We start from the raw sequence: 26,884 nt of genomic DNA, 5'->3' as shown, positions 1-26,884 counted from the left end.
CCGGTGCAGGGACTGACGATACGCGCGGCACTGCTACGGCCGCCGCTAACGCGATGCTTTCGGCACGAACGCCAGCAGCACGTTGCCGGGCATCTGTCCGAACATTCCATAGCCAGAGCTCACCAAGAGATAGCCGTTGGCCGCGACGATAGAAGCGTTGTCGATCGATCCGCCGCGCCCCTGCACGCCGTTGATGGTTTGAAACGGGCGTGCCGTGTCGAACGCGAACAGCACTTCACCGGTTCTCGCGTCGAAGGCGCGCAGCATCCCGTCCACGCCGCCTTGCACGACGGCGCCGTCGATTACTACCGGCGCGGCGGAGAACCCCATGCTGCTGGCGCAAGCTCGGATACGTTCAGCTCGCTCGCCGCTGCAATCTGCCTTGGACTCGAATGTCCACAGCACTTCGCCCGTCTCCACCTTCACCGCGTGCAGACCGGGATGCTGGGTCGCGTCGGCGCCGCGCGCCACGCCGTAGGGCCAATTTATCGGGGCGAAGACGCGCTCGCCGTCCGTTGCGATTCCCCAATGTATGCCGCCGAGCGGCGAACCCTCGCCGAAGTCCCGCCGCCACAGCACCTTGCCGCGTTGATCCGGATCGAGCGCCCAGAGCGTTCCTGACTTCTGACCGGCCAGCAGCAGATCCGAACCGTCGGCGCGCTGTGCAATCACCACGGAGGCGCCGAAATCCACATCCCGAAACACGCCGTTCTTCGGGCAGTTCGGCGCGGTGCGATCGAACACGCACCCGGCGAGAAAGATGTCATTGGCAGTCGCCTGGAAGCTCCAGCGGATCGAGCCGTCATCTAGATCGATCGCGAGAATCGCATCGGTCGTAGGCGCAGCCGGCTCCGAAGTTGCCTCGCCGGTACCGACATACAGCACGCCGCGCTTCGCGTCGATTGCCGGCGATGTCCAGATCGGCGCTCCCGAAGGGCCCCAGATCATTTTGCCGTCGCCACGATCACGCACGGGCCGTGCTTCTTGCATCGTGTGCGTGGTCCAGATCTTCGCACCGGTGCGGGCATCGAGCGCCGTCACCGCGCCATGCGTCTTGCAACACTCGTGATCGCGATTCGCCCCCAGCATGATCTCGTACTGTGAGATCGGTACGTAGACGCGATCCGCGTGAAGAACAGGCGTGCCGGTCGTCAGCGACAGCCGATGCAATCCCACATGCTGCATCCAGATGCGCTCGCCCGTGGCGGCATCCACCATGTGAACGTTGGCGGCGATGTCGCCGAACACCAGAACCTTGCGCTTGGCTGCGGTCAACTCGCCGAACGCAACGCTGGTGCGCAACGGAGCGTCGTGCCGATAGACCCAGCGCACACAGGGAGGTCCTGCGATGTCGATCGCGAACAGCTGGGACGAGTCGGCCACGGCCAGAAACAGATTCGTGCCGACGACCGCGGGCTGAGACCGCATGGAGGTGGCCTTGGGAAATGCCATCACCCAGGCAAGCTCGAGCTTGCGGAAATCCGTGGTCGCAAGCCCGCCCTGCGCCGCGCTCAAACGACGGTGATTGCGCGGATCGAACCCGAAGCCCGCGATGGTGGGCGGAGCGTCCAGATTCATGCGCCCCCGTTCCGGCCCGCAAGACATCGGCGCACTCCAATCATCCTGTGTCGGCGCCTTCCCGGCGAGAAAATCGATCACCGCCGCGCGCTCGTCCGCCGTCAGCTGCGATGCCTGCACCTGCATTCTTCCCTGCGTGAGCGCGTAGGAAATGGCTTCGCGACGCATCCCCTTGAGCGTATCGAGTCCCGGTGCCCGGGTCGCCGCGGCGTTGTCGTGACAGGCCGCGCAGTTCTTGTCGTAGATTGTCTTGCCGGAATGCTCGGCGGGCCGCGGCTGCGGGGACGCCGCGGCTGTCCTGATCGGAGCACGAACTGTCGTGCTCGCACCCGCCAGCTGCGGTTGAGCACATGCCACGAGCACGGCCACGAAACAAGCAGCGAGCCTCACTGTGCAACGCATGCGCGCCAGCAGCGCGATGGCCATCACGACAACGCGCCAACAATTTCTCAGGTCATTCGCTTGGTTCATGAGAAGAGGCTCTTGATCGCAGGCACAAGTTCCTTGGTCAATCGCTCCCGCGTCGTGGGCTCGTCGCTGGCGGCGCCCATGACCACGCGCCGCGCGAACAGCTGCCCGGGCACGGGCACGGCAACGGTCGCAACGCCGCGGCGCCAGCCGTTGGCCTCGAAGCAGAAACCTTTGGCAAGCAACTGCGCGCGCGCCGCGCCGATAATTTCAATCTTCGGGCAGTCCGGATCGTTCATATGAATGTGACTTGCATCGAGCGGCAGGGACGCGAGAAAGGCGTGGCCGGCCGACGTGAGGGACAGATCGAGCCGTGTGCCGATGGGACAAGCCGGCGTGCCGGCCTGGTAACTGCTGAAGCTCCCGGTGACCACCAATGTATCGTTGGCCGGCTCTACCACCGCGATACACCAGGGCCCGGCGCACGCGACGGCATTGAGACCGACGACAGGTAGTCGTGCAGCGGCCGCATCGCTGAGCGGCCGCACGAGCGTCATCAAGCCCGGGCTCAGCAGGCAGCGATTGTTCTTCGTACGCCGCAGATAACCGAGCACCACCAGCGTATGCGTCAGACGCGTCACGGTGGGTTTCGACAAGCCGGTCAGCTCATGCAGGTCGGAATTGCTCAGCGGGCCGCCGCGCTGGCCGAATGCCTGCAGTATCGACATGCCGCGAGCGACGGCTTCCACGAATTTCCGATCCCGAGGCGGGCGGATCTGGGGGCGCGCGGCGGCCACGGCGCGACTTGCGAAATGCTGAGCGACGATGCTCTCGGGGTTCGTTTGCTGGCTCACGAGGACGTTCCCGGCAACCCTGGTTCGCCGCAGATTGCACGAGCCAGTGCGGCGCCGGTTTACCGGGCCGCGACGTTTTGTGTCGATATGTCGACCGCTCACGGCGATTTGTCGATAACCGCCCTGCAGTCCTTGATACTCGACCGAGGTACTCGTACAAGGCTCTGATATGACTTCCAACGCCGCGAATCTGCTGATCGTCGAGGACGACCCCGAGATCAGGCAGCTGATCAGCGACCTCATGCGCCAGGAAGGTTTCGTGGTCGAAGCCGCCGCGGATGCGCCGGCAATGGACGCGATCCTGGCGCGCATGCGGCCGGATTTGGTGATATTGGACCTGATGCTGCCCGGTGAGGACGGGCTGTCGATCTGCAGGCGGCTGCGCGCGCAGGACACGTTGCCTATTCTGATGCTCACCGCCAAGAGCGCGGAGATCGACCGAGTGGTGGGACTCGAAATGGGCGCCGACGACTACCTGGTCAAACCGTTCGGACCACGCGAGCTGCTGGCGCGAGTACGGGCGGCTTTGCGCAGGAGCCACATGCCTCCCGCCAAGCAGCGCGACCGGCGCTTCGCGTTCGGCAACTTCGTCATCGACCTCGACGCCCGGCAACTGCTCGATGAGCGCATGGCGACGGTCAAACTGACGAGCGGCGAGTTCGACATCCTCGCCTGCCTGGTGCAGCGGCCGCGCCGTGTGCTGACCCGCGATCAGATTCTCGATTCGGCGCGCGGCCGCGCCACCGACCCTTTCGATCGAACCATCGATACCTTGATATCGCGCCTGCGGCGCAAGCTCGAAGCGGCGAGCCCGGGCTCCAACTTGATCGCCACCGTGCGCAACGGCGGCTATCTGTTCACCGCCCACGTGAGGCTGCTGACGTGATGCGACTGACCTTTGCGGCTCGCACCGGCCTGATCGTCGTGCTGAGCCTGACCGCGGCCTGGATCGGGTCGATCGCTCTCTTCTATTTGTCGGCGAACGCGGACCAAGGCGATCCGCGGCCGTTGCCCGGCCAGGTGGCCGCAGTGGTCGAGCTGGTCGAGCGCACGAGTGGCGATGAGCGGACACTGCTACTGCGCGCGCTGCGTTCGCAAATCTTCCAAGCCCGAATCGAATCCGGGATGCACATCGCCACGACTTCCCGTCAGCTCGTAACGCGACTCAACGCGCGCGGCTTGCAAGATCATCTGGCTGCGCTTGGAGAACGCCCCGTCAGCGTGGTGCTTGCCAGTGAGAGCGGCCAACCGCGAGGCATCTCGGGACGGTCCTTCATTGTTCCGGTCGACCTGGAAATACGCGTCGGGCTGCTCACCGGCGAGACATTGATCATCGAGGCCCGCAGCCTCTCGGTGGCCAATATTTTCGGGCTGCCGGTCGGATTCGTGTCGGGTCTGCTCGGTTCGCTGATCGGACTGATCGCGCTCATCATCATGCATCGGGAGACGAAGCCTCTCATGCGCCTGTCCGCGGCGGTCGATCGTACCGATCTCGCTGGCTCGCCCGTGCTGTTGCCCGAAGAGCGCTCCGGCGCGCCGGAAGTACGGGCGCTCATCAGGGCGTTCAACCGTCTGCAGGATCGTTTGTCGCATCTGTTACGCGCGCGCATGGGCATGATCGGCGGGATCTCGCACGACGTGCGAACGTTCGCGACTCGCCTGCGCCTGCGCATCGATCACATGCCCGCGGGCCTCGAGCGCGATCGAGCCATCGCGGATATCGCCGACATGATCAAGCTGCTCGACGATGCGCTCCTTGCCAGCCGCGCCGGCGCCAACGAGCTGGACGAGGAGCTCGTGGAGTTCCATCAGATCGTGCGGGCGGAAGTCGACGACCGGCGCGCCGCCGGCCAGGCGGTCGATCTGGAAATGGCGCTGAAAGATGCAGATGCCGCTGTGCTCGGCGATCGGCTCGCGCTGCGGCGCGTGGTCGCCAATCTCATCGAGAATGCTTTGAAGTACGGCCAGGTCGCTCATGTCCAAGTGGTGAGCGCCGAGCGCACGATGTTGCTGACGATCGACGATGCGGGCGCGGGCATTCCTCCGGAGCAGCGCGAAGCCATGCTCGAGCCTTTCGTACGGCTCGAAGCTTCGCGCAACCGGCAAACCGGCGGCGCGGGCCTCGGTCTTGCAGTGGCCCGCAATCTCGTGGAGGCGCATGGCGGCACGATCGCCATCACCGATGCCCCAACGGGTGGAGCGCGTGTTGCCGTGCGCCTGCCGCTGTTTTTCTCTCAGCCACGGCTGCCCGCATATTGAAAACATTGCTTTGGACTTTCTGCCTGGGATGCTCGACGTTATCGCTCGCGCAGACGCAGTCCTCCTCACGTACTGGCGATGTCGATGTGGGAGACGGGGTTCGAATTCATTACGTCGAAGGCGGCGTCCCCCGCGCAACGACGACCGTCCTGTTCGTCCCGGGCTGGTCCACCTCCACTGCCGTCTGGCGCGACCAGATGACGGCTCTTGCCTCACGGGCCCGCGTCGTTTCTATCGACCCGAGATCTCAGGGCGACTCGACAATCACTGTCAAATCCAATACGCCGGAACAGCGCGCGAAGGACTTGCACGAAGTCATTCGTTCTCTCCGGCTCGCCAATATCGTGCTGGTCGGCTGGTCACAAGGCGTGCAGGACGTGGCCGCTTACGCCGCAGCCTTCGGTGGCGAATCGATCCTCGGCTATGTGCTCGTGGACTCCGCCATCGGCAGTGGCGCCGCCGCTGCCGTCGCCAAACACGACCGCCGTCCGACCCTGGCGCGCTTCAATCGGCCTGCATTGATCATTGCCGCCGCGGATTCGAGCGAGATCGAGGCTCAGCGCGAGATGTCCAGATAGATCGAGGACGCGCGCTTCGAGATCGTCGAGGACGCAGGCCATGCGGTCTTCATCGACCAACCCGATCGATTCCACACGCTGCTCGTCGATTTCATCGAAGACCTCGCGGCCCGAAGCCAGTAACCCAAGCGTCCTTGACCGCAGGCGCGGGCGAACGGGACTTGGCAACGATTGGAGGCCGCCATGAGGCTGTTTCGGCCGTTCAACGGAGCGATTGTTTGTAAGCTCGATTCTCGAGCCACACGCGCACGGCGCAGTACTTCCTCTGTCATGCCTGATCGCTGACTACAGCTGCCGATTATCATCCGTTCAAAGTTCGTCACATTCCGACAGCCACGCTTGTCATTTGTTTGCTGAGTTATGTTTCCATCGACGCGCGCTACCAGTGCGCCTGATGCGTGCCGATCGCGACAGTTGCACCACAGTGAGGCGCAATGAATAGAACATGATCGTCGACAGCGAGAGTTGCCAAGATCCCGCGCGAGTAACTTACCCAACCGCGCTGATCATCAGCCAAACATGCGCACGCGAGTCACTACGATGGTGAACCATCTGCGCCTTCGCTACACCCCAGGGAACAAAGCGCGATGGCGGATGGAAAGGTATTGGAGCAAACGTCGGTGGACGTGCCGGACTGCGGATCCGATTCGTTGGCGCGTCCGGTGTTCGTGGGCACGGCTGTCGCGGGCACCATGGACATTCTTGCCGCGATCATCGTCTGGGCACTGCGCGACGTTCCAGCGATGCGCGTCCTGCAGAGCATCGCAAGCGGACTGCTAGGCACGTACGCCTTTTCCGGTGACGTCGTGACCGCCTGGTTTGGAGTGCTGCTGCATTACATGATCATGAGCATGATCGCATTGGTGTTCGTGCTGGCCAGCCGTCGCCTTGAGTTCCTGATTCGTCATTTTCTCGTGGCCGGCGCCGCGTACGGCATCGTCGTCTTCGTGGTCATGACGTACGTCGTCGTGCCGCTCTCCGCAAGTCCCATCCAAAGCCCACCGCCGGCGCAGGTTCTCGAGGGCCTGCTCATCCACATGGTCTGCGTGGGCTTGCCGATTTCACTAACGGCGCACCGCTTCGGGCGTCGGCTGCTCGCAAACTAAAACATCCGGGAGAACTCATCGACATGAACAGCACTGCGATCTCAATGGCAGTGCGTGGCGTGCTATCGGCCAGCTTGGCCGCGCTCGCTGCGCCTGCGGTCCTAGCCGCGGACGAATCCATACAGGAAGTCGTCGTCACCGGCTCGCGCATCTCGACACCAAACATGACCAGCATCAGTCCGGTCACGGCCATCAGCTCCGAAGACATCCAGGTCACGGGCAAGGTGCGCGTCGAGGACATCCTCAATCAGCTGCCGCAAGCAATGGCGGCCCAGGGCTCGAGCATCTCCAACGGCTCGACCGGCACTGCAACGGTCGACCTGCGCGGCCTGAACGCCAAGCGCACGCTGGTGCTCATCAACGGCCGGCGCCTCATGCCCGGCAATCCGGATAGCTCACCGGGCGTGAATTCCGGCGCGCCCGACCTCAACCAGATTCCGCGCTCGCTGATCGAGCGCGTGGAAGTGCTGACCGGCGGCGCCTCATCCGTGTACGGCGCCGATGCGGTTGCGGGCGTCGTGAACTTCATCATGAACACTCGTTTCGAGGGCGTGAAGATCGAAGGCAACTACAGCTTCAACCAGCATAAGAACGACAATCCCGTTGCGGATATCGTGCGTGCCAAGGGCTACGCCCTGCCGGACGACAACGTGACGACGGGCTATACGCGCGATTTCTCGTTCGTGATGGGATCGAACTTCGCCGATGACCGCGGCAATGCCACCTTCTATGCGACCTACCGCGACGTCGATGCGGTATTGCAGAGAGATTTCGACTACAGCGCATGTAATTTCAGTTCCGGCGATCTGTTCACCTGCGGCGGCTCCTCCACCACCACCCCGACGCGTATGCAGGTTCGCAGTCCGCTCACCGGCGAGCTGGCCGACAACATGATATTGGATGCCAACACCGGCGGACTGCGGCGCTATGCCGGAGCCACCGACGCCTACAATTTCCAACCGCTGAATTTCTATCAGCGTCCGGACGAGCGCTATACGGCCGGGCTGTTCATGAACCTGAACATGAGCGAGTCGCAGGAGGTGTACAGCGAGTTCATGTTCATGAAGGACCGCTCGGTGGCGCAGATCGCGCCCAGCGGCATCTTCAATCAGGAATTCGCCGTGCCCTGCAACCATCCCTATTTCACCGCCGACGAGCAGCAAGTGTTCTGCCAGCAGTTCGGCCTGTCGACGGCGCCGGACTCCACCGATACCGTCAACCTGAGAATCGGCAAGCGCAACGTCGAGGGCGGGCCGCGGCAAAGTGACATCTCGCACGAGGCCTTCCGCGCCGTGGTCGGCATGCGCGGCGAACTGAGCGATGCGTGGTCGTACGATGCCTTCGGCCAGTTCGGCCAGACGGAGCTGTCGTCGCTGCAGACCAACGATTTTTCGATCACTCGCATTGCTCGCTCGCTCGACGTTGTGCGCGATGCGAACGGCAATGTGGTATGCCGTTCGGCCATCAACGGCATCGATCCCGCCTGCGTTCCGTACAATCCGTTCCAGCTGAACGGGGTCACGCCGGAGCAGATCGCATATCTGCAGATCCCGCTGGTCTCGCGCGGCACGAACACCGAGCGCATCCTGAACGCGTCAGTGACTGGCGATCTCACCGGCTACGGCGTCAAGCTGCCCTCCGCCGATTCGGGCCTGATCATGAACTTCGGCGTGGAATGGCGTCAGGAGGAATCGGAGCTCACGCCGGATCTGCCACTGCAAGCCGGCGACGGCGCCGGCCAGGGCGGGCCGACCACGCCAGTGCAGGGCAGCTACACGTCACGTGACATCTTCGCCGAAGCACGGATGCCTTTGATCCAAGGCAAGTCGTTCGCACACAGCCTGTCTGCCGAGGCGGGTTATCGGTACTCCGACTACGATCTCGACTTCAGCACCGACACGTACAAGATGGGCCTGGAGTGGTCGCCGATCCGCGATATCCGCGCTCGTGCCAGCTATCAGCGTTCGGTGCGAGTGCCCAATATCACGGAGTTGTATGGCGTGCAGGCAGTGGGCCTGGATGGAACGATCGACATCTGCGCTAGCGATGTCGCCGCCGGCGAATTGCCGGGCGCATCGTTCGAGCAATGTGCAAGGACCGGCGTGACCGCGGCTCAGTACGGCAACATCCAGAACAATTCCTCGTCCCAGTACAACGGCCTGATCGGCGGCAATCCCGACCTGCAGCCGGAAACGGCGGACACGGTCTCCTTCGGCCTGGCGTTCCAGCCGCAGGCCGTGCCCGGACTGCGTGTCAACATCGACTACTTCGAAATCAACATCGAGGACGCCATTCAGAATCCCAATGCCGATTTCACGTTGCTCATGTGCGCGCGTACCGGCGATCCGGTGACTTGCGGCCGCATCCGGCGTGACGGCGACGGTTCGCTGTGGCAGTCGGTGGACGGTTACGTGATGGATACATTCGAGAACATCGGCGAGATCAGCACCTCGGGCATCGACTTCGACGTGTCCTACGCGTTCGACATCGGCGCCGCCGGGCGGCTCGGCTTGGATTTCGTCGGCACGCTCCTCGATTCGCTGGAGTTCACGCCGCAGCAAGGCGTCACCTATGACTGCGCGGGACTCTACGGCTCGGTGTGTCTCGTGCCGGCGCCCGAATGGCGTCACAAATTCGATGCGACCTGGCGCACACCGTGGGCGGGCATCGACGTGACACTGAGCTGGCGGTATTTCGACGAAGTAAAGCGCGATGCCGAGGACAGCAATGAGTTCCTGTCGTTCCTCGGGCAGGTGGACGGTAAGCTGCCCACCGACTCGCGCCTGGGTAGCCGCAGTTATTTCGATCTCATCGGCTCGATGACGCTGGCGGATCGCTATACGCTGCGCCTGGGCGTGAACAACCTGCTCGACAAGGATCCGCCGTTGAATGGCTCGACCAGTTGCCCGACCGGTCCATGTAACGGCAACACCTGGCCGCAGGTGTACGACGCGATGGGACGTCAGATCTTCGGACTGGTAACTATCGATTTCTGAGTGTTACTTCGAGGTGGCGGGCTGCAAATCGTCCCCTCATCGGCCCTCCTCCCGCCGCCGGGAGGAGGGCCGCTTCTACTTAAGAGCGCGTCGCCAATGAATCGAACGATAGTGTTGCGGAAAATTCTGATCGGGCTGTGGTGCTGTGCTTGCTGGACCACGGCGCACGCGTCGAATGCCGCCTCCGTCACTGCATCGCCGTTGAACTGCAGAGCCTCGCGCAGCGAGCAGCGAACGATCGAGACCACGCTGGCGGATGTGCCGGCCATCGTGCGCCTGCCGATGAAGACGACGCTGCCGCCGATCATCCTTTGGCACGGATTCGGGCCTCCGGCCAGCGAGCAGGCGCTCATGACGGCATTGCCGCTCGATGATGTGCCCGCAATCAAGGTCTATCTCGGCCTGCCGATGTTCGGTGCAAGGATGCATGCCCGCGGCATGGATGAGATCGCCGAGCGACAGAAGAAGGATGTGGGCACGCTCGTCTTTGCACCTGTCGTGATGGGCGCAGCCGAGGAGTTGGCAAACGTCGTGCACGCTCTTGGCGACGCAGGTTGTCTCGACCCGCAGGATGGAGTGGGTCTGTTCGGCTTCTCCGCCGGTGGCGCATCGACGCTGCTGGCACTCGCCGACAGGAAAGTGAACATCAAAGCCGCCGTCACGCTCAACGCTTCTACGGGCCTGTCCGCAAGCGTTGCCGCGTTCGAACGAGCCGTGCAGCAGCCATATATTTGGACACCTGCGTCGAGGGCGCTGGCCGACCGCTCCGATGCAGTGAAACGGGCTGCGGACATCACTGCGGGAAACCCGCCACCGGCCTTGTTGATCATTCATGGCGAGCGTGACCAGATGCTGCCGCCGCGGACCGCCAGCGATCTTTACGATTCGCTGCTACCTCTATACGAGCGCGCTGCCGCCCCCTCCCGCCTGCAGCTCGCGCTGGTTCCCGACGTGGCGCACGCTTGGGCCGATTCTCCGTCGGGCGATCCGTTGCGGGCCCGGATCTCGCAATGGTTCCGGCAACATCTTTGAGCCGGAAGCGGATCAGTGCGTGTGCGTCAGGCACAGCACCGCACGATAGGCGCAGAGCGCATCGACGAGCGCCTTTTCGCGCGTCAGGATCTGGGCCTTCTCGGCTTCGCCGATCATCTGGATCATGTAGCTCTGCTCGGCATTGCCCTGGCGGTCGATGAAAGGCCAGGCAAGGCTGGAGGGATCGGCGAGGTTGGGCTGCGCACCGATGTCTTCGTTGGTGACGAACGGCGCGTAGAACATCAAGTGCGGCATCGCCATGGTGCGCACCTGCAAATCCGGCGGTCCGATCGTGCGCATGATCGGTGCGATCATGTAGGACAGACCGGGCTTCTGGGGCGCACGGTATGTTTTATTCTGATAGCGCTTCTCGATTTCGGCCTTGAGGGCGGCGGGGCCGAATCCCTGCGCGCGCAGAGTGGCGGTATCCCTGAGCACTTTGAAATGGGCGTCAACGCCCGCGGCGTCGTAGCACAGCGGGATGTAGATGTCGTTCCGGAAATCCGCCAGTTCCCAAGCGGTCCGCTCGACCAGACAGGCCAGGCCATTGGTTCCCTGCCGGGTGAGGCGATATCCTGACTTGGGATCGAGCAGATAGACCGTTGCCTGCTCGCGCAAGGCCGGCGGCAGTGCGCTCAGCGCGAACCGCGTTTCGAGCTGTGCCGGCATGGCTTCGAGCGCCGTCTCCCGCTCTGTGTCTGCCGCGGCCGCGGGAACTGTGAAGGCAATTGCGATCAGGGAGCGAAACCACTTGCTGTTCATAAGTCTCTGCGTTCCATCTCGACGACCGGTCGGTCGTCGTTCGTGCGATAGATTAGATTGCAGAGATCTTGGGCTAGGAGTGACAAGTTTGTCGCGATTCGAACGCGTTGCGCGTCAGCGGCAACCGCATCGCAACCCGGCACGGCGCCGATCAACGCCTCGGGGCGGCCGCCTTGACGACGCGGGCAGCAAACAATGCAGGATTCTCCGCATAAGACCTGTCGATAGATATGTCGGGACGCACGCCTGCGGCGCTGTTGCTCCCATCTTTTCTGAGGATGACGCAATCAGGCACGACGACCTTCAAGCCGGAGGCCGGCAGCACGATGTTCGATCTTTGATAGCCGATGAAGCCGCAACCGGCGCCGAGCGTCTGCTCGCCGATGACGACCGCGGCATTGGAGTCCTGAAGATATCCCGCGAAAAGCTCGGCCGCGGACGCGCTGTCGCGATCGACATAGACGCCCAAGGAGCCGCGCCATCCGATCTTATCGACGGCAATCTCGAGTCGCCGCAGTACTCCCTTTCCAGGAGCGATCACCCTCCCGTCGAGTAGCAGTTCGCCGCTGGCGTCGAACGGCAGGCGAGCGACGCGGCCGCATTGCCAGAAGGCATCCACCGACCACGCTCGCTTCTCCGTCCAAGCCCATGACAGGTCGCACGGCTCGCTGCTCGTCGCATCGACACGAAACTGCAGCAGCGCGTCGTGGGCGGCAAGCGCCGCCTCGCGAGTTGCCAGGTCGTTGCGGGCGTCGTGTGCCGTTTCGTGCAGCTCATCGGTCTCGATAGAGAGATACCGATCGAGGCGGCCGTCCGCGACGACGCCGAGCACCGGGGCGTCGAGCGGGGTTCGTGCGAGCGATTGCGCCAGATCCCAGGCCCAACCTTCGCCGCCGGGATTCTGGCCGAGGTCGACGAGCAACATCCGGGCGCCCCGATGCCACGCCACCTCCAGATCCCGCCGTAGGAAGGCGATGCTCCGGGCAATGGTTTCGTCTCTGAGCCGGGTCAGGCAATTCGCCGAACACCAGCGCGGCCAGTCTGCACGTCCGCCCCCACGCCCGGCCTGCACCGAGACCTTCATGAAGGATGCCTCGCAGGCCTCCACGAGATTGACGGATAGGAAGGAGGCAACGCGCAGCACCGCGATTTTCGGTCCCGACGCCGTTGTGACGATGCCCGTCCTGAAACCCGATGCCGGAGTGCCGCGAATCAGCTCGAAGCTCCCCGCCGCTTCGAAGGGGAGCGAATAGGCGTCGCCGTCGAAATCGATGTAACCGATCGAGGCGCAGGCGGAAGCCGCATCATGGAAAAGCTCCCTGGCCTCGCTCGGGGGCTGATCCGCGGAACGTTCCACGTCGGCGACGTAGAGATGACCGTCGCCGATGCCGTCGATCAGCGCAGCGATTGCCTCGAACGCTTCCTCATCGGTGGTCGCGCGCCGGATCGCGCTCTCGGCGGCCGATGCGAGCGCCGGCAGATCCACGTCACTCTCGTGCGACGCTTTCCACAGCAAGTTCGGATAGCTCGCTTCGAGCTCGGCCTTGAGCGTCGCCAGATCGTCGAGCCATCTGCTGTCGCTCCATTCGGCCCCGTTTGTCTCCTCCCCTTGATCCGATGCGGCCTTGGCCACGGAGAAACAAACGGGCGCCAGCATGCAACAGCTCGCGAGCACGAACCTTGCGAGCGCCGGCGCGAGATGAGTTTGTGTGCTTGCTGTCACGACTGGCATTCCCGCTCTACCGCTTCCGCTCTCGGATGCGCGCCCGAATCTGCTCACGCATTTCATCCTGAATCTTCCTGAACTCGGCCATCTGGCGTTGATCGAGCACGGTCGCGACCTGCTTCTCCGTGGCTTCCCTGATATCAGCCATTTCGCCGCCCAGGGCTTGCATCTGTCGCAAGCTCGGCCGCTCTGCGCCGTCCCGGCTCAGTCCATACGAATCCAGCAGGGCGAGCCTTTTTGCAAAGCTGTCGCGGAGGATGGGCTCGAGTTTCGCTTCCTGCTCGGCCGATAGATCGAGGCGTTTGCGAACTTCCGCGAGCCGTGCCTCGATCTGGGCTCGCTGCTCCTCGGTCAGCTGTCGCTCTCGAGCCTGGGCTGCTACCGGGCCTGCGGCGCCCATCGCCGCGACCGCAACCATTGCGACAAGAACACCTTTGAAGGCGGTCATCGATGCACTCCCTATAAGTAGTCTTTGGGCTGGATGATTTGGCGGCACCGACTCGCCGTTGAATTCGGGCAACCGGTGTGAAAGACAAGATAGGGTGGCCGTGGCGAATGCGCAGCAGCGTTTTGTCAGCAGTTGTTGCGAGCTTGGGCCGCCGAAACATTTATTTACAAATTTGCCGCCCGCGCCGTTTGCCATGGCCGCTCGCAATCGCGATAGTGATCGCATGAACGATGTGGCCGCACGAATCCTGCTGGTCGACGACGATGCGCGGCTGCGCGAACTGCTGCTGCGCTATTTGCAGTCGCAGGGCTTCGAAGCCAAAGGCGCCGCGGATGCCATCCAGATGCGGCAGCAAATGGACCGCGGCCATTACGATCTGATCGTGTTGGATCTGATGCTGCCGGAAGAAGACGGGCTGCAGGTCTGTCGCCGGCTGCGTGGCCAGGGCGATGTCACGCCGATCGTCATGTTGACCGCAAAGGGCGACGAGATCGACCGTATCGTCGGCCTGGAGATCGGCGCCGATGATTATCTGCCGAAGCCGGTCAATCCTCGTGAGCTCGTCGCGCGCATCAAGGCGGTCCTGCGCAGGACGCGGCCGGTGCCCGGTGCGCCCAAACCCGAAGGCGGCGAAATTCGTTTCGGAGAATTTCAGCTCGACCTGGGTACGCGCCAGCTGCTGCGCAATGGCCAACACGTGCGGCTGACCTCCGGCGAATTCTCCGTGCTCGCAGCGCTGTTGCGTTATCCGCGCCAGCCGCTCAGCCGCGACAGGCTGATGAGTCTGGCACACGGCCGCGAACATGATGCGTTCGAGCGCAGTATCGACGTCACGATCGCGCGGCTGAGACGGCTGCTCGAAGAAGATCTGCGCAATCCACGCCTGATTCAAACGGTATGGGGCACGGGCTACGTGTACGTGCCGCCGGGAGAAGCGCCATGACTCCCCTATCGCGCGGAGTTTTCGCTCAGCTGGCGCTCGTGATTGCATTTACGCTGATTGGCGCGGCGATGCTAGCGGTGCTGCTCGGCCGTGAACTGGTCACGCGTCCTGCCGCCGCGCAATTACTGCGCGCCATAGATGGGTTCGCCGATGTAATCGAAGAACTGGACAGGCACCAGCCGCGCGCACGAATGCTGGAAACGTTGCGTGAAGCGGGACTGCAGGTCAGCGAAACGCCGCCGGAACGATCCACGCAGCGCCTTGGACCGTTCATGCGAGAGATCATCGATCAGGCCCAGCAGCGATCGGAGGAACAGCGGGTCATACAAATGGGGCAGGCCGACGGCACGCAAGCGATCTGGTTCGAACTGGATACGACTCCGCCCGTCTGGATGTCCTTGGGATATCCAAGGGCAGGCAAGCTAGTACGTCGGTTCTCCGTACTGCTGCTGGCTGGCAGCGTACCGCTCGTGTGGCTCGCGGCTGCATATTACGCGCGACGGCTGGTCCTGCCGCTGCGACAACTCGCGCAAGCAGCACCTCGCATCAGTCGTGGAGAGCCTCCGCCCGCGGGGCTCGCCGCCTCGTCTCGCGAGGTCGCGGAACTCGCGCAGGCTCTGGCAGCTGCCAGCGAGGAAGTACGCAACGCGGCCGAGGATCGTTCGATGATGCTGGCCGGCATCTCACATGATCTGCGAACCCCACTGACACGACTGCAATACGCCATCGAGCTGTTGCCGGACACCGACCCGGAGCTGCGCGCCGGCATTGGCCGCGACGTCGAGGAGATCGACGCCATCCTCACGCAGTTCATCGACTATGCTCGCGACGGTCGCGACGAGGCCAGCGAAGCAGTGAATCTGGCGGACATCTGCCGCAACGCCGTGACCGCAGCAAATGGCGACTGGATCATCTTTGCGCCAGATACCGCGTCGATGCACGGCCGACCGATGGCGCTGCTGCGCGCTGTCAGCAACTTGCTCGCCAATGCCCAGCGTCATGGCGCGCCGCCGTTCAGCTTGTGTCTGACTCGGACGCAAGACTCGTGGACAATCGAAGTGTGCGACCAGGGCGCGGGCCTGTCGCCCGAGGAGGCCGACCGTGTGCGACAACCCTTTGCGCGCAGCCTAAAGCACGGCGGCAGCGGCCTTGGGTTGCCCATCGTCGATCGCGTGGCTCATCAGCACGGCGGCGAGTTGCGGCTGATACCGAACACGCCGAGTGGCCTGTGTGCCATGTTACGGTTGCGTGGAACCTGACGACGATGGGATTCGCCAGATTGAAGTTTTCCTGTGCGAAACGATATTTTTTATTAGCACCGTCGGAGCGGAAGTTAAGTCGACGAGAGAGCACGAGAAACAACGGTTCCGACGACCCGGGACAGGTGACGTCATGGAATCGCCGGAGGACGATAGTTCCGGCTATCATTCGCTACATACTCGAAAGCTACCGGTTTCACTGATGCGCCCGAGATTCGCAAAATCGCTTGCCGCAATCCTGCTCTTCTTCTCCGCCGCGGCGCCGGCCGAACCGCCGATGACGATTCAGCTGTGGCGTCTGGACTGCGGTGTGATTCAGGAGGATGACCTGAACATCTTCTCCGACACCTACGCGTACGTCGGCAAGTCTAAGCAGCTAGCCGCGAGCTGCTATCTCATCAAGCACGGTGAGCGGTACATGCTTTGGGACACCGGCATCTCGACGGATGCACTCGGCAAGCCGTTGCGAGGCCCAGGCGCGACGGGTGAGAGTCTGAGCCAGGCGTTGCCGCAGCAGCTGAACAAGCTCGGCATCGATCCGAAGCAGATCGAGATCATAGGCATCAGCCACTATCACTACGACCACACCGGCCAGGCGGCGCTGTTCCCGCAGGCAACGCTGCTGATGGGCAAAGGCGATATCACTGCGCTTCGAGTGCCGGGCAGCGCGCGAGCGAAGCCGCTCGCCCATTGGCTCACGGGCGCAGGCAAGCTGGAAGAAGTCACGGGCGACAAAGATGTGTTTGGCGATCAGAGCGTCGTGATGCTCGACTTGCCGGGGCACACGCCGGGGCACCACGGCTTGTTGGTAAAGTTGCCGAGGCAAGGTTACGTTCTATTGTCAGGCGACGTGGCGCACTTCGAGGAGAACTACGCAGCCAACGGCGTGCCCATCTTCAACACCGACCGCTCGGAGTCACTCGCCTCGCTGGATCGATTCAAAGGCATCGCCAAGAATCTGCGTGCCCTCGTCGTGATTCAGCACGAGGAGGCGGACATCCGCAAGCTGCCCGCCTTCCCGGCATACGCACAGTAAAGCCATTACTTAGCCCGATCGAGCGTCGCCATTGGAGGCGAATCGGTCTGCTCATCGAGCACGCCGGCCCTGCCGCAGGCGTGCGCTCCAGCGATGGACTCGGCCTGTCTCACCATCGATCCAATTTGCAAACGAGTCGTGTGACGGTCGTTCCGGTGGTGAAATTGGCAACGTCGGCTCGCACCTTCATTCCTTCGGGTGTGGCGAGCACCGCGGCCATATGTTCGGGACTATCGAACCACATCTCGAAGGTTCTGTAGAACGCGGGCGGTGAGCCATCGGCCTGCGGCAAACATTTGGCCGCCTCCATTCGTCGGAAACCTTTGATGGCGGCGACCAACGGCATGTGTACGCCAAGGTAGTATTTGTCGAATTCTGCCGGGTCCGGTGGATGACCGTAGAGCATCACCAATTTGATTCCGCCGCTGGACGGAGTGGTTTCGGCGACGCTGGTCCCTGTCGCAGCCAGGCCGAGCCCCACCATCGAGATAGCAGTTCTGCGATCCATTTCCGAGTCCCATGTATGGTGAAGGTTGCGTGTTGCACTTCTCGCCGAGCCATTCTATTCCGCGCGCGAAGCGTGGCCCCCGCTCCGAGCCCGCGCGACCGTCGCATTTGTTCGGCCGATCGTGCCCGCATCGAGCCGATTGCGTCGCTGGAGTCAGCGCCGAGCCGCATCAGCGCCCGCCTGATCCAAAGCCAGAACGATCGAACGCGCCCACGCTTCGACGCGGCTGGCATAGCCCTCCGCGCCGCCGGCCAACACGTGCGCGACATTCATGGGCCAAGCCGAGACTTGCCACCGGATGATTGGATCGCCGCTGCGTCGAGTCACCCGCTTCGAACCGTCCACCGCACGTCGCACGTCGTTGCGGATCTGTTCCATCGTGACGATCCCCGCAAGGCGGTCGGCCACGCAGCGGCGCGACCCGGCAAGCGCCTCCGCGGTGTAATTCATTCCCTCCGGATGCTGCAGGACGTAGCCGCTGACGGCCAGAAAATGCGATGTTTCTCCGGGCCCACCGCGCATCTGCGATTCCAGCAGCAAGAGCGCATGGAAGAGATCGCGACACGTTCCGCCTTCCGGGAGCGTCGCTCCACATTCATGACATGCGCCAGACATCCCGAGCCCCTTACCGTCGAACTGTCGTGATCGAATCACCGCACACGAGTAGCAAATATTGCAGGATTGCTGCGAGTTGCGCCGTGACCGTGACGCGCAGTCAACGTACTGCTCGCCCTCGCGTTCTATGCAGCTCGTTCAACACTTGGATGGTTTCATCGATGCAGAATTTCTCCGCGAGTCGCCTGTTACTCACATCTTCGATCTTGTTGCTCGCCGCATGCGGCAGCGACGACAACTCGCCGTCGGAGCCTTCCGTTCCCGCCGCATTCGTGGAGGTGGACAATGCAGCTCGCGCTGCTTATACGACACACCAAGTGCCGATGGGTCTCGCTGTGTACGATCGCGAGGGCACCAAGGTGTTCGAGCGCATGTATGGCGACTTCTCCGCCGATCGGCGCGTGCCGATCGCTTCGGCGTCCAAACTCGTTTCCGGCGTCACGATATTCAGGCTCATCGATGCGGGCTATCTGTCGCTCGACTCCACGACCGGCGAGCTGCTGGGCTGGACCGGCACGAAGGGCGAGATCACGCTGCGTCATCTGCTCTCGTTTACATCCGGCCTCGAGCCGGAACATGCCTGCACGTACCAGCCCGACATCGCGCTTGTCGACTGCGTGGAGCAGATCCGCCAGCGCGACCTGCTCGGTGCGCCGGGCAGCCGGTTCGATTACGGCAGCACGCACCTGCACGTCGCCGGTCTCATGGCTGAAGTCGCAGTGGGCAGCGACTGGAACGACATCTTCGCCGAGCAGCTTCACAAGCCCCTGCAGTTGGCTCCGGAATTTGCTTACTACGCCGCGCCCCGTCAGGGGCGCGATACGCGGCCGACCAACCCGCTACTCGCCGGCGGCATGCGCGCTTCGATGAACGACTACGAGCGCGTGCTGCATTTCGTCTTCGACAAAGGCCGGTGGCAAGGATCGCAGCTGCTGGCGGCGAGCATCTTCGACACTCAGTCGATCGAGCCGTACCCGAACGCCGTCATCGGCACTTCGCCTCGTAGCGAAGCCCGCTACGGCCTCACAGCCTGGCTCGAATGCCCCACGCCCGCGACCGGTTGCACGAGTATCTCCTCACCCGGCGTGTTTGGCTTCACACCGTGGCTCGACCGTACCGCCGGCTACTACGCGATCTTAGGGATGCAACTGGACGACCTGCGCTCCGACCGGGGTCTCGGCACGGAGATCGAGCGGACGCTGAAACCTCTCATCGAGGACGCGATCGCACGGCAGTGAGGCTGGAAACCACCTGCGGTTTAGGATGACGCGCTGATCGCAACTCGCGTTGAAGCAAGGGGCGGCACTGAAGTCCGATAGTGCCGCCCTCCCCGCAACAGCTCATTTTGTCAATCGTTACCGCCCAGGCCCGACGCGGCAGTAGAAGGCTTGCATCTGGAGTCCATACATGGACATTACGCGACCGAGGGCAGGATCGAATTTTGCGAACGACACGCTCTCCGTCTCCTCCACGATCACGTACCGAGCCATCACACAGGCTCTGAACCGCTGGCCTGCCGCCACGCCAGGGCCGCAAGCTCCGGCAGCACCTCGACGCGCCGCTTCGCCTGAGCAGAGGACGCGGTACCGCGGATCATTCGTCCCTTGATCCCGTGGATGATCGCTGCCAGGCGGAAAAAGTTGAATGCCATGTAGAACCCATAGTCGGCGATGGCAGCTCGCCCGGTACGCCGGCAGTACGCAGCGACGTAGTCCGATTCCGTGGGAAGTCCCAATGCGCCGAGATCCCTGCCCGCGAGCCCCGTGACGATGTGCGGCGGCATGCGATACATCATCGAGTGGTAAGTGAAATCGGCGAGGGGATGACCGAGAGTCGATAGCTCCCAGTCGAGCACGGCGAGCACCCGTGGCTCGGTGGGATGAAAGATCAGGTTGTCGACCCGAAAGTCACCGTGCACCAGGCATGTCTGTTCTCCGGATGGAATATTCGCGGGCAACCATTCGACGAGCCGATCGAGGTTCGGATCGCGACCGGCAGCGTCATCATTCTGGTACTGTCGGCTCCAGCGGGTAATCTGCCGCGCGAAATAGTTGCCCGGCCGTCCGTAATCGCGCAGTCCCAATGTCTCGTGGTCCAGCCCGTGCAGGCGAGCGATAGTCGCATTCATGGCATCGAAACAGGCGGCCCGCTGGCTGCGATCGACTTGCGGGAGCGCGGTATCCCAGAAGATACGCCCCTCGACCATCTCCATCACGTAGAACCAAGTACCGATGACCGAATCGTCGGTGCACAGTCCATGGACCTTCGCGACCGGAAAGTCGACGCTCGCGAGCGCCCTCAGCACGCGCGCTTCACGCTCCACCGCGTGCGCGCCCTTGATCAGCTGCCCGGGCGGCTTGCGCCGCAGGACGTAATTGCGGTCCGGGGTGATCAGTCGATAAGTAGGGTGGATTGCCCTCCGGCGAACTGTTCGACACGTAGAGGGCCTTGATAGTCCTCTACATGGTCGCACATCCATGCGTGCAGCCGTGGCACGTCGAATTCGAAGCCTTCGCGAACCGCCGAGCTGCCGACATTCCCGGCGCTCATTGCGGCTTCGCCTGTGAGCGATCGCACTCGATCATATCGGTCCGTTACGTACTCCGCGTCACAGCGCCTCAACGATAGTCACATTGGCAATGCCCCCGCCTTCGCACATCGCCTGTGTGGGGCGAATTGATCGTCTCGCGGCCACAGGCTGGCTGATATAAGCAGCGGCAGTGAGATCGCTGTCGATCAGTCCGTCGTCCGCGCTCAGGACAGCAGTTGCACGGCCTGGCCCTGCTTCTTCAACAACGCGATCGCCTTCTTGTCGAAGGACACCAAGGTGTCGCCACCAAGCCAGGCGCCCTCATAGGCCATCACGCCGTCGGCGAAGTCGCCGCCAGCCGCCAGCAGTGCAAGTCCGGCTTCGATGGCTGGACGGTTCATGACCACGTTCGCGGTATCGAGCAATGCGCGCATCGCGACGGCGATCGTTGCGGCGTCGAAGCCGTACACCCGACGCAGCACCCAGACGAATTCGCACAGGCACGGCAGCGAGACCGCGATCAGCGATGCCTGCTTCAGTACCTTGTCGGCGGCGCGGGCCTGCTTGGTGTCGTCGCGCACGACACCGCGGATGAGCACATTGGTATCGACAGTGACCTTCACCGCTCGCCCGCCCAGCCGGCAGCGGCGGCCTCGTTCATTTCCTCGATGGTGGCGACCTTGTCCGTCTTGCCCGCGAGCAGTCCGAGGAAGCCGTCGATGCTGCCGACCGGCCGCGCCGCGCGCACCCGAAGCTCTCCACCTGGCAGTTTTTCAAGATCGACCTTCTCCCCTGGCTTGACGCCAAGGTGCTGCAGCAGGTCCCGCTTGAGCGTGACCTGGCCCTTCGTTGTCACGGTAAGCGACGACATTGGGGAACCCTCCTTCAGAGCACTTAAGGCTCCAAATGTAAGGCAACTCCCCTTACTTTCAATGAGCAGGCCGTCGCACTGCTCGAGAATCCCATCACTTGCGGTTTGGCCGCTTTTCCATGGCGTGAGCGGGTATCGCCGATAAATCAGTGAAACTCTTCCTCCATCCAATCCGGACGAGCGCTCGAGGAGTACACGCGAAAGCCTCTATAAAATTGGACGCCGAATCTGCACCCTTTCTCGCTGAATTTTCATCCTTTAGTGTCTGTTACACCTCGACGCTTCAAGCCCTGCAGCGTGACACGCTGGCCCGGAGCGATGACGCCGGCCTTGAGGGCGGCAGACTTCAAGTAGCCCCAGATCGAGTTGAAGCCCTCGACCGCGTAGTATCTGAAAATTCCGTCGTCAAGCCGCTTCTCGATGATAGAAGTTGAGCATTCCACCGACTCTCTCCCGGCGCTCTACAGGGGCTGCAGAATCGCTTGCTGAAGCGTTCTGATGGCCCTATCAATCTAGTTGGTCGGCAGCCAGCAAGTGACAGTCGCACCTATTGTTTCCTGAGCTCCGCCCAGTACGGCAATGAATAGCCCCACCGACCCTCGTAGATCGACTCCGCACTTACATATCCATTGAGCACGTCGCCTCGCAGTTGCAGGTGCAACGACAAGGTCGATGGGTGACGCTGCGTATCCGACGTCGCAATGCTCGCGAGCGACGTGCCGGTCAGGGCGCCATTGTTGAAAGTGACATCATTGAGCAGAGCCTCCTGCTGCAACGTGCTGCGGCCGGCGAATTTCGGCGGCCCGCCCACACGGATGTGCACATCACCCGTGCCGAGGATCTGCAACTGGATGGGCTGCTCGCCCTCATAGGTCTGCACGATGCCTCGCCATTTGCCCGTCAACTGCGCGCTCGGCTGAGATGGCGCGGAGGGGACGGGTGCGGCGCTGTCGATCGGTGTTCGCTCGCGCCACTCAGGCAACAGGCTCTTGAGCACGATGGAGTGAAGGCCGGACGCGCCGCCATCGGCATTCGACAGAATCGCCACGCCAGCCTTCTTCCCGGGAACCAGATACAGCGCCGTGCCGACACCGGAGGTCGAGCCTTCGTGCCAGATAACTTCATAGCCGCCTTCCTGCGACACCATCCAGCCTACGCCGTAGGATTTCGCGGTCTCCGAGCCGACAGGCGCATTCTGCGGGACCAATTGCCCGGTCATCTGCGCGATCGACCGCGCGCTCAGGATGGCAGCCTGATCCGCCTGCCGATTGTTGAGAAAGAACAGTCCGAAGCGCGCCAGATCGTGCACGCTGGAATAGATCGACGCCGATGCCGGCTCGGCGGATTCGTAGAACGGCAGTGGCTTCCGGTCGAAGTCATAGCGCACGGCCTGATGTTTCTCGAGCCCCGGCGCGAGATTCAACGAGGAATGTGTCATTCCCAACGGCAGAAACACATCCTGGCGCATGTAGTCCCCATAGCTCTTTCCAGACACTTGCGCGATCAGATGACCCAGGATGCCGTAACCGATGTTGGAGTATCGATAACGCTCTCCTGCCGGCGCCACGAGGATGCCGTAACGACTGATGGTCTGACTCATCGACGGCAGTTGCCTGGCTTCCTCGCCATAGAAGAACTGGCTGCTACCGGTGAGCCCCGCGGTGTGATTGGCGAGTCGGCGCACGGTCGCCGCGTTCGGATCGCCGATCCAGGATTTCATTTTGTCCGGCCCGAGATAGTCGTTGGCCGGCCGGTCGAGATCGACCTTGCCCGCCTCCACCAGCGTCATCACACCGACGGCCGTCAATGTCTTCGATACCGACGCAAGACAGAACATCGTGTGCTCAGTGGCGGCCACGCGATTCTCCACATCCGCCCAGCCAAACCCCTCCTCCCAAAGAATCTTGCCGTCCCGCCAGGCCGCCACGGCCAGACCCGGCACCTTTTTCTCCTGCATGTGGCGGCGGACCGCCTCCCGCACGCCGTCGAAGCGATCCGCCAGCGCACCGTGGCTCAGCAAGGCCGAGCCCAATGCGATGGAAACAAACGATCCCAGCCAGGATTTCATAGCACCTTCCGCAATGGAATGAGCCGGGCGGCCAATGCCGCCCGACTGTTTGACTTCGCCTCAGGAATCGCGGCTGCCTACCAGTTGCCCCGCAGGGTCAGCATGTAGCTGCGCGGTGTGCCGTAAACATTTTCCGAAGAAGGCAGGCCCAGCGTCTGGTAGTACGTCTTGTTGGATAAGTTGTCGCCGTACAGGCCCACGGACCAGCGATCGCTGATCTCGTACTGCACGGATGCGTTCACGATCGCATAGCTGCTCTGGGCAAACCGGTACGGTGCGTAAGTCGTACCGCCAGGCGTGGTCAGCGCGGTCCCCGTTACGTAACTTTCGGTCTGTGCCAGCACGCCACCGTTGACGGTCCAACGCGACAGTTCCCCCGGCAGCTGCCACGTCGTCCACATCTTCATCATGTGCTTCGGCGTCATGTTGAGGAAGTACGCGCCCGCGGAGTACAACCCTCTGCTGTCGCCCTCGTAACGGTTGCTGTTAAAGGTGTAGCCGGCAAACAGCTGCCAGCCGCGGGCCACCGTGCCGCTGACTTCGAGATCGACACCCTCACTGGTAATGTCTGCCTGCTGCACGTAGCAGCAGCTCGAACCGTTATTTCCCGGCGTCGGCGGGAAGGCGGGATCCCTCACCCCCTGCCCATTGCGCGTCATGCGATAGACCGCCGCCGACGCATTGAGGACGCCTGCGATCTCACCTTTGATACCCAGCTCGAGACTGTCGCCGGTGATCGGATCCAGCGAACCGCCGGAGGCGCGCAGCAAGTTCCCCTGCGGCTTGAACGTTTCAGCAAAGCTCGCGTAGGCCGACCAATCCTCGGCAAAGTTAAAACTCAACGCCACGCTGGGAATGAACTTGCTGTCGTCATAACGCAGGGTGCCGGGCGCACCGAACGTTCCATCAGGCGCCACGGATCGATAAATCCGCTTGAAACGGTATTCGCCGTAGCGACCGCCCAGCGTCAAGCGCAGCGGCTCGGCCAACTGCACGCCCACCGTGGCATAGAAACCGTTCTGCGTTTGACCGTTCTCCGGGTAGTACCCCGAGAGGACCGCGGTGGGTTCCGGGTAGGCGCCAGGATCGAAATTGAATACATCGACCGCGGGGCCCGGATAGCCGTAACCCGGCAGATCGAAGTCCTTCTGGCCACCGCCGTCGACCTGCGAATAATCCGCACCGAACGTATATCGATGCTCGAGCCCGAACAGCGAGAGCGTGCCGTTGAACGACAGGTCGACCAGATTCTCCGCCGAGTCGTAGTCCGTCCCGCCGCCATAGCTGATGGTGCCGGTGCGAGTGATCGGTTCGACGCCGCCGTAGTTGATGAACTGACGGTTCTCGCTCTTCTGCGCGAAGCGCGTCATGTTCAGTTTGATGACGCCCGTGTCGCCGTACTTCTGTTCGGCGCGTAGAAACACTTCCTGGTTGGTGAAATACCAATGCGCCCACTTCGGGTTGAACGCCGTGCTGGTCGGCAGGTTCAGCGCCCGGCCGTCGGTGTAGCGCGGGAAGCCCCAGGTGAAATAGCCATCTTCCTTGCGACGCTCGTAGCTCGCCCCGGCGATCAGCAGCGTGCTCGGGGTAAGGTCGTACTCACCGGTGGCGAAGAACACCGACTTGTTCGATTCGCCCCGATCGTAGAAATAGTCCTTGTCTTCGTAGGCCGCGACCACGCGGCCACGCAGGCGGCCATCCTCGGTGATCGGACCGGTCAGATCGAATTCGCCGCGATAGCGATTCCAACTGCCGGCGGACAGACTGACTTTGCTTTGTGGGATCGACTTGGCGCGCTTTCGCACCAGGTTGATGACGCCGCCCGGCTCGCCGGCACCGCTGTACATGCCATCGACACCGCGTAGCATCTCGATGTGATCGTAGACCGCCGTATCCGGCGTGAGGAACAACCCATAACCGCCATCGTAGGCAGGCGCGCCGCCATCGAACTGCAGGGTCTGCACTCGAAATCCGCGCGAGAAAAAGAAAGTGCTGACCGAGGTGAAGCTGCTCAACGTGACACCAGTGGTCTGGTTGAGCGCATCGTTGAGCGATGTCAGGTTTTGCGCCTCGATGCGCTCGCGGGTCACCAAGGTCACGGACTTCGGCGTTTCTCGCAGCGACAACCCCGATTTGGAGCCGGCACTCAGCCGATTCTCGAGCGTACCGAAGACCAGGACTTCCTCGACGCCCTCGTCGATGTTCAGGGCGGCGGCGCCCCCAGCGCGCGCAGTCTCATGCTCCGTGACCTGCGAGATCCGGCGCATCGCGTTACCGGTGGTCTGCTTCGGCAGGATGCGGACTACATCATCGTTGACGAACTCATACGTGAGCTCGGTCTTTGCCAGTAACTGCTCGAGCGCTTCGCGGACCGTGAACGAGCCTTCCAGCTTCTCGGCCGCCAGCCCCTGCCCTACATCGCTATAGAAAACCACCTGGACATTGGACTGATGCGCCAGGACGTTCAACGCGTCGCTCAGCGGCTGAGCCGGTATGTTCAGCGCAATCCTTGGCGCCGGCACTTGGTTGGTCGCCGCTCCTGACGGCCCGGCCAGAAGACAGGTCGCCACCATGCATGGTGCCAGAATGCCCGAATGCAGAACTTTCATCGTCGACTCCCCATGGCGGTGTAATGTTGACCGCTCTTGGTCGAGTAGACTGTGCGGGGCGGGTACTTTAGAGATCGAAATAAAATTCTGTCCCTAAAGTATCGTGCCCGGACAGTCTCACTGTCCAGGAACCTAGCGTCTTCTCCTGAGGCATGAGTCCCATCCGCTTCGATGAGAATGAGTCCGTACGCGCCGCCGCGCAATCGGCCTTCGAGCAGTACCGTGAGCGACTACATCGATTCCTGGTGTTTCGGCTGCGCAACCCGCGCGACGCCGATGACATTTCGCAGGACGCCTACCTGCGTTTCCTGCAGATCTCGGCCCAGGAAACCATCCGGGAGCCGCAGGCGCTGCTCTACCGGCTGGCGTCCAATCTCGTTTACGAGTTTCATGTCCGCCAGCGCCGCAACCACGTGACCTTCGACTCCGAAGTCGCCGACGGGCTCGCCGAGCGCTCGGATGATGTCTGGCGGGATGAGGTGAGCGAACGCATCAGCACGGCACAGCAGATCGACACCGTCCTGCGGCGCTTGCCCAAGAGCTATCAGATCGTGCTGCTACTGAGAAAGCGCGACGGCCTCTCCCCGGAGGAGATCGCGCAGCGACTGAACCTGAGCAAGGCGACCGTCTACACCTACCTGATTCGTGCGGTCGCCCAGTTCAAGCACGAATTCGACAACACCGGACCAAAGGCATAA

At 62.6% G+C, this 26,884-nt stretch carries 22 protein-coding genes and 1 pseudogene; 11 read left to right on the top strand and 12 right to left on the bottom strand.

All coding sequences use genetic code 11. The features are described from left to right. Nucleotides 1–45: 45 nt before the first annotated feature. Nucleotides 46–2,049 carry an outer membrane protein assembly factor BamB family protein gene (locus EKO19_RS36390; RefSeq protein ID WP_129782351.1) on the bottom strand — a complete coding sequence of 668 codons (2,004 nt, stop codon included), beginning with the start codon at nt 2,047–2,049 and terminating at the stop codon, nt 46–48. After that, on the bottom strand, nt 2,046–2,840 hold the full coding sequence (locus EKO19_RS36385) for a helix-turn-helix domain-containing protein (protein ID WP_157995607.1): 795 nt from the start codon (nt 2,838–2,840) through the stop codon (nt 2,046–2,048). Before EKO19_RS36385 ends, EKO19_RS36390 begins: the two co-directional genes overlap by 4 nt. Before the next feature lie 169 nt (nt 2,841–3,009). Between EKO19_RS36385 and EKO19_RS36380 the strand changes: the two genes are divergently transcribed. The 6 genes from EKO19_RS36380 (at nt 3,010) to EKO19_RS36355 (ending at nt 10,811) form a co-directional block, all read left to right on the top strand. Beyond that, nucleotides 3,010–3,726: a response regulator gene (locus tag EKO19_RS36380; RefSeq protein WP_129782349.1), complete on the top strand. Its 717-nt coding sequence runs from the start codon at nt 3,010–3,012 to the stop codon at nt 3,724–3,726. After that, nucleotides 3,726–5,099 (top strand): sensor histidine kinase, encoded by a 1,374-nt coding sequence (locus tag EKO19_RS36375; RefSeq protein ID WP_246039041.1) that lies wholly within the window; start codon nt 3,726–3,728, stop codon nt 5,097–5,099. Before EKO19_RS36380 ends, EKO19_RS36375 begins: the two co-directional genes overlap by 1 nt. An 86-nt stretch (nt 5,100–5,185) precedes the next feature. Next, nucleotides 5,186–5,677, top strand: a complete 492-nt coding sequence (locus tag EKO19_RS36370) for an alpha/beta fold hydrolase (protein ID WP_157995606.1) — start codon at nt 5,186–5,188, stop codon at nt 5,675–5,677. 587 nt (nt 5,678–6,264) lie between these two features. Further along, complete coding sequence (locus EKO19_RS36365; protein ID WP_129782346.1) at nt 6,265–6,783, top strand: hypothetical protein; 519 nt, start codon at nt 6,265–6,267, stop codon at nt 6,781–6,783. A 23-nt stretch (nt 6,784–6,806) separates the two neighbouring features. Then, on the top strand, nt 6,807–9,779 hold the full coding sequence (locus EKO19_RS36360; protein ID WP_129782345.1) for a TonB-dependent receptor domain-containing protein: 2,973 nt from the start codon (nt 6,807–6,809) through the stop codon (nt 9,777–9,779). 96 nt (nt 9,780–9,875) lie between these two features. Next, nucleotides 9,876–10,811: an alpha/beta hydrolase family protein gene (locus tag EKO19_RS36355; protein WP_129782344.1), complete on the top strand. Its 936-nt coding sequence runs from the start codon at nt 9,876–9,878 to the stop codon at nt 10,809–10,811. Between the two features lie 12 nt (nt 10,812–10,823). Here the strand turns inward: EKO19_RS36355 and EKO19_RS36350 are convergent, their stop codons facing one another. From EKO19_RS36350 to EKO19_RS36340, 3 genes are all read right to left on the bottom strand, one after another. Continuing rightward, the gene (locus tag EKO19_RS36350; protein WP_129782343.1) at nt 10,824–11,573 is read right to left on the bottom strand and encodes a hypothetical protein; all 750 of its coding nucleotides are present in this window, start codon (nt 11,571–11,573) and stop codon (nt 10,824–10,826) included. Between the two features lie 151 nt (nt 11,574–11,724). Continuing rightward, nucleotides 11,725–13,206: a S41 family peptidase gene (locus EKO19_RS36345; protein WP_157995604.1), complete on the bottom strand. Its 1,482-nt coding sequence runs from the start codon at nt 13,204–13,206 to the stop codon at nt 11,725–11,727. Nucleotides 13,207–13,312: 106 nt separating this feature from the next. After that, nucleotides 13,313–13,942, bottom strand: a complete 630-nt coding sequence (locus EKO19_RS36340) for a hypothetical protein (protein WP_129782341.1) — start codon at nt 13,940–13,942, stop codon at nt 13,313–13,315. A 28-nt stretch (nt 13,943–13,970) separates the two neighbouring features. Between EKO19_RS36340 and ompR the strand changes: the two genes are divergently transcribed. The 3 genes from ompR (at nt 13,971) to EKO19_RS36325 (ending at nt 16,985) form a co-directional block, all read left to right on the top strand. Further along, a complete protein-coding gene (ompR, locus tag EKO19_RS36335) occupies nt 13,971–14,690 on the top strand; it encodes an osmolarity response regulator transcription factor OmpR (protein WP_129782340.1) in 720 nt (239 codons plus the stop codon). Then, on the top strand, nt 14,687–15,949 hold the full coding sequence (locus tag EKO19_RS36330) for an ATP-binding protein (RefSeq protein WP_175597327.1): 1,263 nt from the start codon (nt 14,687–14,689) through the stop codon (nt 15,947–15,949). The genes ompR and EKO19_RS36330 overlap by 4 nt, the downstream gene beginning before the upstream one ends. Before the next feature lie 277 nt (nt 15,950–16,226). Further along, the gene (locus EKO19_RS36325) at nt 16,227–16,985 is read left to right on the top strand and encodes an N-acyl homoserine lactonase family protein (protein ID WP_217705824.1); all 759 of its coding nucleotides are present in this window, start codon (nt 16,227–16,229) and stop codon (nt 16,983–16,985) included. A gap of 109 nt (nt 16,986–17,094) precedes the next feature. Here EKO19_RS36325 and EKO19_RS36320 read toward each other — a convergent pair whose 3' ends face one another. Together EKO19_RS36320 and EKO19_RS36315 are read right to left on the bottom strand one after the other, a co-directional pair. Continuing rightward, nucleotides 17,095–17,493 carry an EthD family reductase gene (locus EKO19_RS36320; protein WP_217705823.1) on the bottom strand — a complete coding sequence of 133 codons (399 nt, stop codon included), beginning with the start codon at nt 17,491–17,493 and terminating at the stop codon, nt 17,095–17,097. A gap of 153 nt (nt 17,494–17,646) precedes the next feature. Continuing rightward, nucleotides 17,647–18,108, bottom strand: a complete 462-nt coding sequence (locus EKO19_RS36315) for a DUF5946 family protein (RefSeq protein WP_246039031.1) — start codon at nt 18,106–18,108, stop codon at nt 17,647–17,649. 161 nt (nt 18,109–18,269) lie between these two features. Here EKO19_RS36315 and EKO19_RS36310 point away from each other — a divergent pair, with 161 nt between their 5' ends. Beyond that, a complete protein-coding gene (locus EKO19_RS36310) occupies nt 18,270–19,346 on the top strand; it encodes a serine hydrolase domain-containing protein (protein WP_157995603.1) in 1,077 nt (358 codons plus the stop codon). A gap of 251 nt (nt 19,347–19,597) precedes the next feature. On the opposite strand, the pseudogene EKO19_RS36305 reads toward EKO19_RS36310, so the two are convergent. The 5 genes and pseudogenes from EKO19_RS36305 to EKO19_RS36285 all read right to left on the bottom strand — a co-directional run bounded on the left by EKO19_RS36305 (nt 19,598) and on the right by EKO19_RS36285 (nt 26,186). Next, nucleotides 19,598–20,658: pseudogene (locus EKO19_RS36305) on the bottom strand (phosphotransferase). A 204-nt stretch (nt 20,659–20,862) separates the two neighbouring features. Next, nucleotides 20,863–21,261 (bottom strand): type II toxin-antitoxin system VapC family toxin, encoded by a 399-nt coding sequence (locus EKO19_RS36300; RefSeq protein ID WP_129782335.1) that lies wholly within the window; start codon nt 21,259–21,261, stop codon nt 20,863–20,865. Further along, the gene (locus EKO19_RS36295; RefSeq protein ID WP_129782334.1) at nt 21,258–21,509 is read right to left on the bottom strand and encodes an AbrB/MazE/SpoVT family DNA-binding domain-containing protein; all 252 of its coding nucleotides are present in this window, start codon (nt 21,507–21,509) and stop codon (nt 21,258–21,260) included. Before EKO19_RS36295 ends, EKO19_RS36300 begins: the two co-directional genes overlap by 4 nt. Nucleotides 21,510–22,056: 547 nt before the next feature. Continuing rightward, nucleotides 22,057–23,577, bottom strand: coding sequence for a serine hydrolase domain-containing protein (locus EKO19_RS36290; RefSeq protein ID WP_129782333.1), 1,521 nt, complete (start codon nt 23,575–23,577; stop codon nt 22,057–22,059). A 77-nt stretch (nt 23,578–23,654) separates the two neighbouring features. Then, nucleotides 23,655–26,186, bottom strand: coding sequence for a TonB-dependent siderophore receptor (locus tag EKO19_RS36285; protein WP_129782332.1), 2,532 nt, complete (start codon nt 26,184–26,186; stop codon nt 23,655–23,657). Nucleotides 26,187–26,338: 152 nt separating this feature from the next. Between EKO19_RS36285 and EKO19_RS36280 the strand changes: the two genes are divergently transcribed. Beyond that, a complete protein-coding gene (locus EKO19_RS36280) occupies nt 26,339–26,884 on the top strand; it encodes an RNA polymerase sigma factor (protein WP_129782331.1) in 546 nt (181 codons plus the stop codon).

The organism is Peristeroidobacter soli (assembly GCF_004138485.1).
In the GTDB taxonomy this organism is placed as follows: Bacteria; Pseudomonadota; Gammaproteobacteria; order Steroidobacterales; family Steroidobacteraceae; genus Steroidobacter; species Steroidobacter soli.
The sequence above is the reverse complement of the archived record's forward strand: the minus strand, read 5'-3'. Positions and strand labels throughout refer to the sequence as shown.

What these genes read in the sequence shown, in the direction of transcription:
- EKO19_RS36390 (WP_129782351.1), bottom strand. Translation starts at nt 2,049, where the DNA reads ATGAACCAAGCGAATGACCTGAGAAATTGTTGGCGCGTTGTCGTGATG.
- EKO19_RS36380 (WP_129782349.1), top strand. Translation starts at nt 3,010, where the DNA reads ATGACTTCCAACGCCGCGAATCTGCTGATCGTCGAGGACGACCCCGAG.
- EKO19_RS36375 (WP_246039041.1), top strand. Translation starts at nt 3,726, where the DNA reads ATGCGACTGACCTTTGCGGCTCGCACCGGCCTGATCGTCGTGCTGAGC.
- EKO19_RS36365 (WP_129782346.1), top strand. Translation starts at nt 6,265, where the DNA reads ATGGCGGATGGAAAGGTATTGGAGCAAACGTCGGTGGACGTGCCGGAC.
- EKO19_RS36360 (WP_129782345.1), top strand. Translation starts at nt 6,807, where the DNA reads ATGAACAGCACTGCGATCTCAATGGCAGTGCGTGGCGTGCTATCGGCC.
- EKO19_RS36355 (WP_129782344.1), top strand. Translation starts at nt 9,876, where the DNA reads ATGAATCGAACGATAGTGTTGCGGAAAATTCTGATCGGGCTGTGGTGC.
- EKO19_RS36350 (WP_129782343.1), bottom strand. Translation starts at nt 11,573, where the DNA reads ATGAACAGCAAGTGGTTTCGCTCCCTGATCGCAATTGCCTTCACAGTT.
- EKO19_RS36340 (WP_129782341.1), bottom strand. Translation starts at nt 13,942, where the DNA reads ATGGCAAACGGCGCGGGCGGCAAATTTGTAAATAAATGTTTCGGCGGC.
- ompR (WP_129782340.1), top strand. Translation starts at nt 13,971, where the DNA reads ATGAACGATGTGGCCGCACGAATCCTGCTGGTCGACGACGATGCGCGG.
- EKO19_RS36330 (WP_175597327.1), top strand. Translation starts at nt 14,687, where the DNA reads ATGACTCCCCTATCGCGCGGAGTTTTCGCTCAGCTGGCGCTCGTGATT.
- EKO19_RS36325 (WP_217705824.1), top strand. Translation starts at nt 16,227, where the DNA reads ATGACGATTCAGCTGTGGCGTCTGGACTGCGGTGTGATTCAGGAGGAT.
- EKO19_RS36320 (WP_217705823.1), bottom strand. Translation starts at nt 17,493, where the DNA reads ATGGATCGCAGAACTGCTATCTCGATGGTGGGGCTCGGCCTGGCTGCG.
- EKO19_RS36315 (WP_246039031.1), bottom strand. Translation starts at nt 18,108, where the DNA reads ATGTCTGGCGCATGTCATGAATGTGGAGCGACGCTCCCGGAAGGCGGA.
- EKO19_RS36310 (WP_157995603.1), top strand. Translation starts at nt 18,270, where the DNA reads ATGCAGAATTTCTCCGCGAGTCGCCTGTTACTCACATCTTCGATCTTG.
- EKO19_RS36295 (WP_129782334.1), bottom strand. Translation starts at nt 21,509, where the DNA reads ATGTCGTCGCTTACCGTGACAACGAAGGGCCAGGTCACGCTCAAGCGG.
- EKO19_RS36290 (WP_129782333.1), bottom strand. Translation starts at nt 23,577, where the DNA reads ATGAAATCCTGGCTGGGATCGTTTGTTTCCATCGCATTGGGCTCGGCC.
- EKO19_RS36285 (WP_129782332.1), bottom strand. Translation starts at nt 26,186, where the DNA reads ATGAAAGTTCTGCATTCGGGCATTCTGGCACCATGCATGGTGGCGACC.
- EKO19_RS36280 (WP_129782331.1), top strand. Translation starts at nt 26,339, where the DNA reads ATGAGTCCCATCCGCTTCGATGAGAATGAGTCCGTACGCGCCGCCGCG.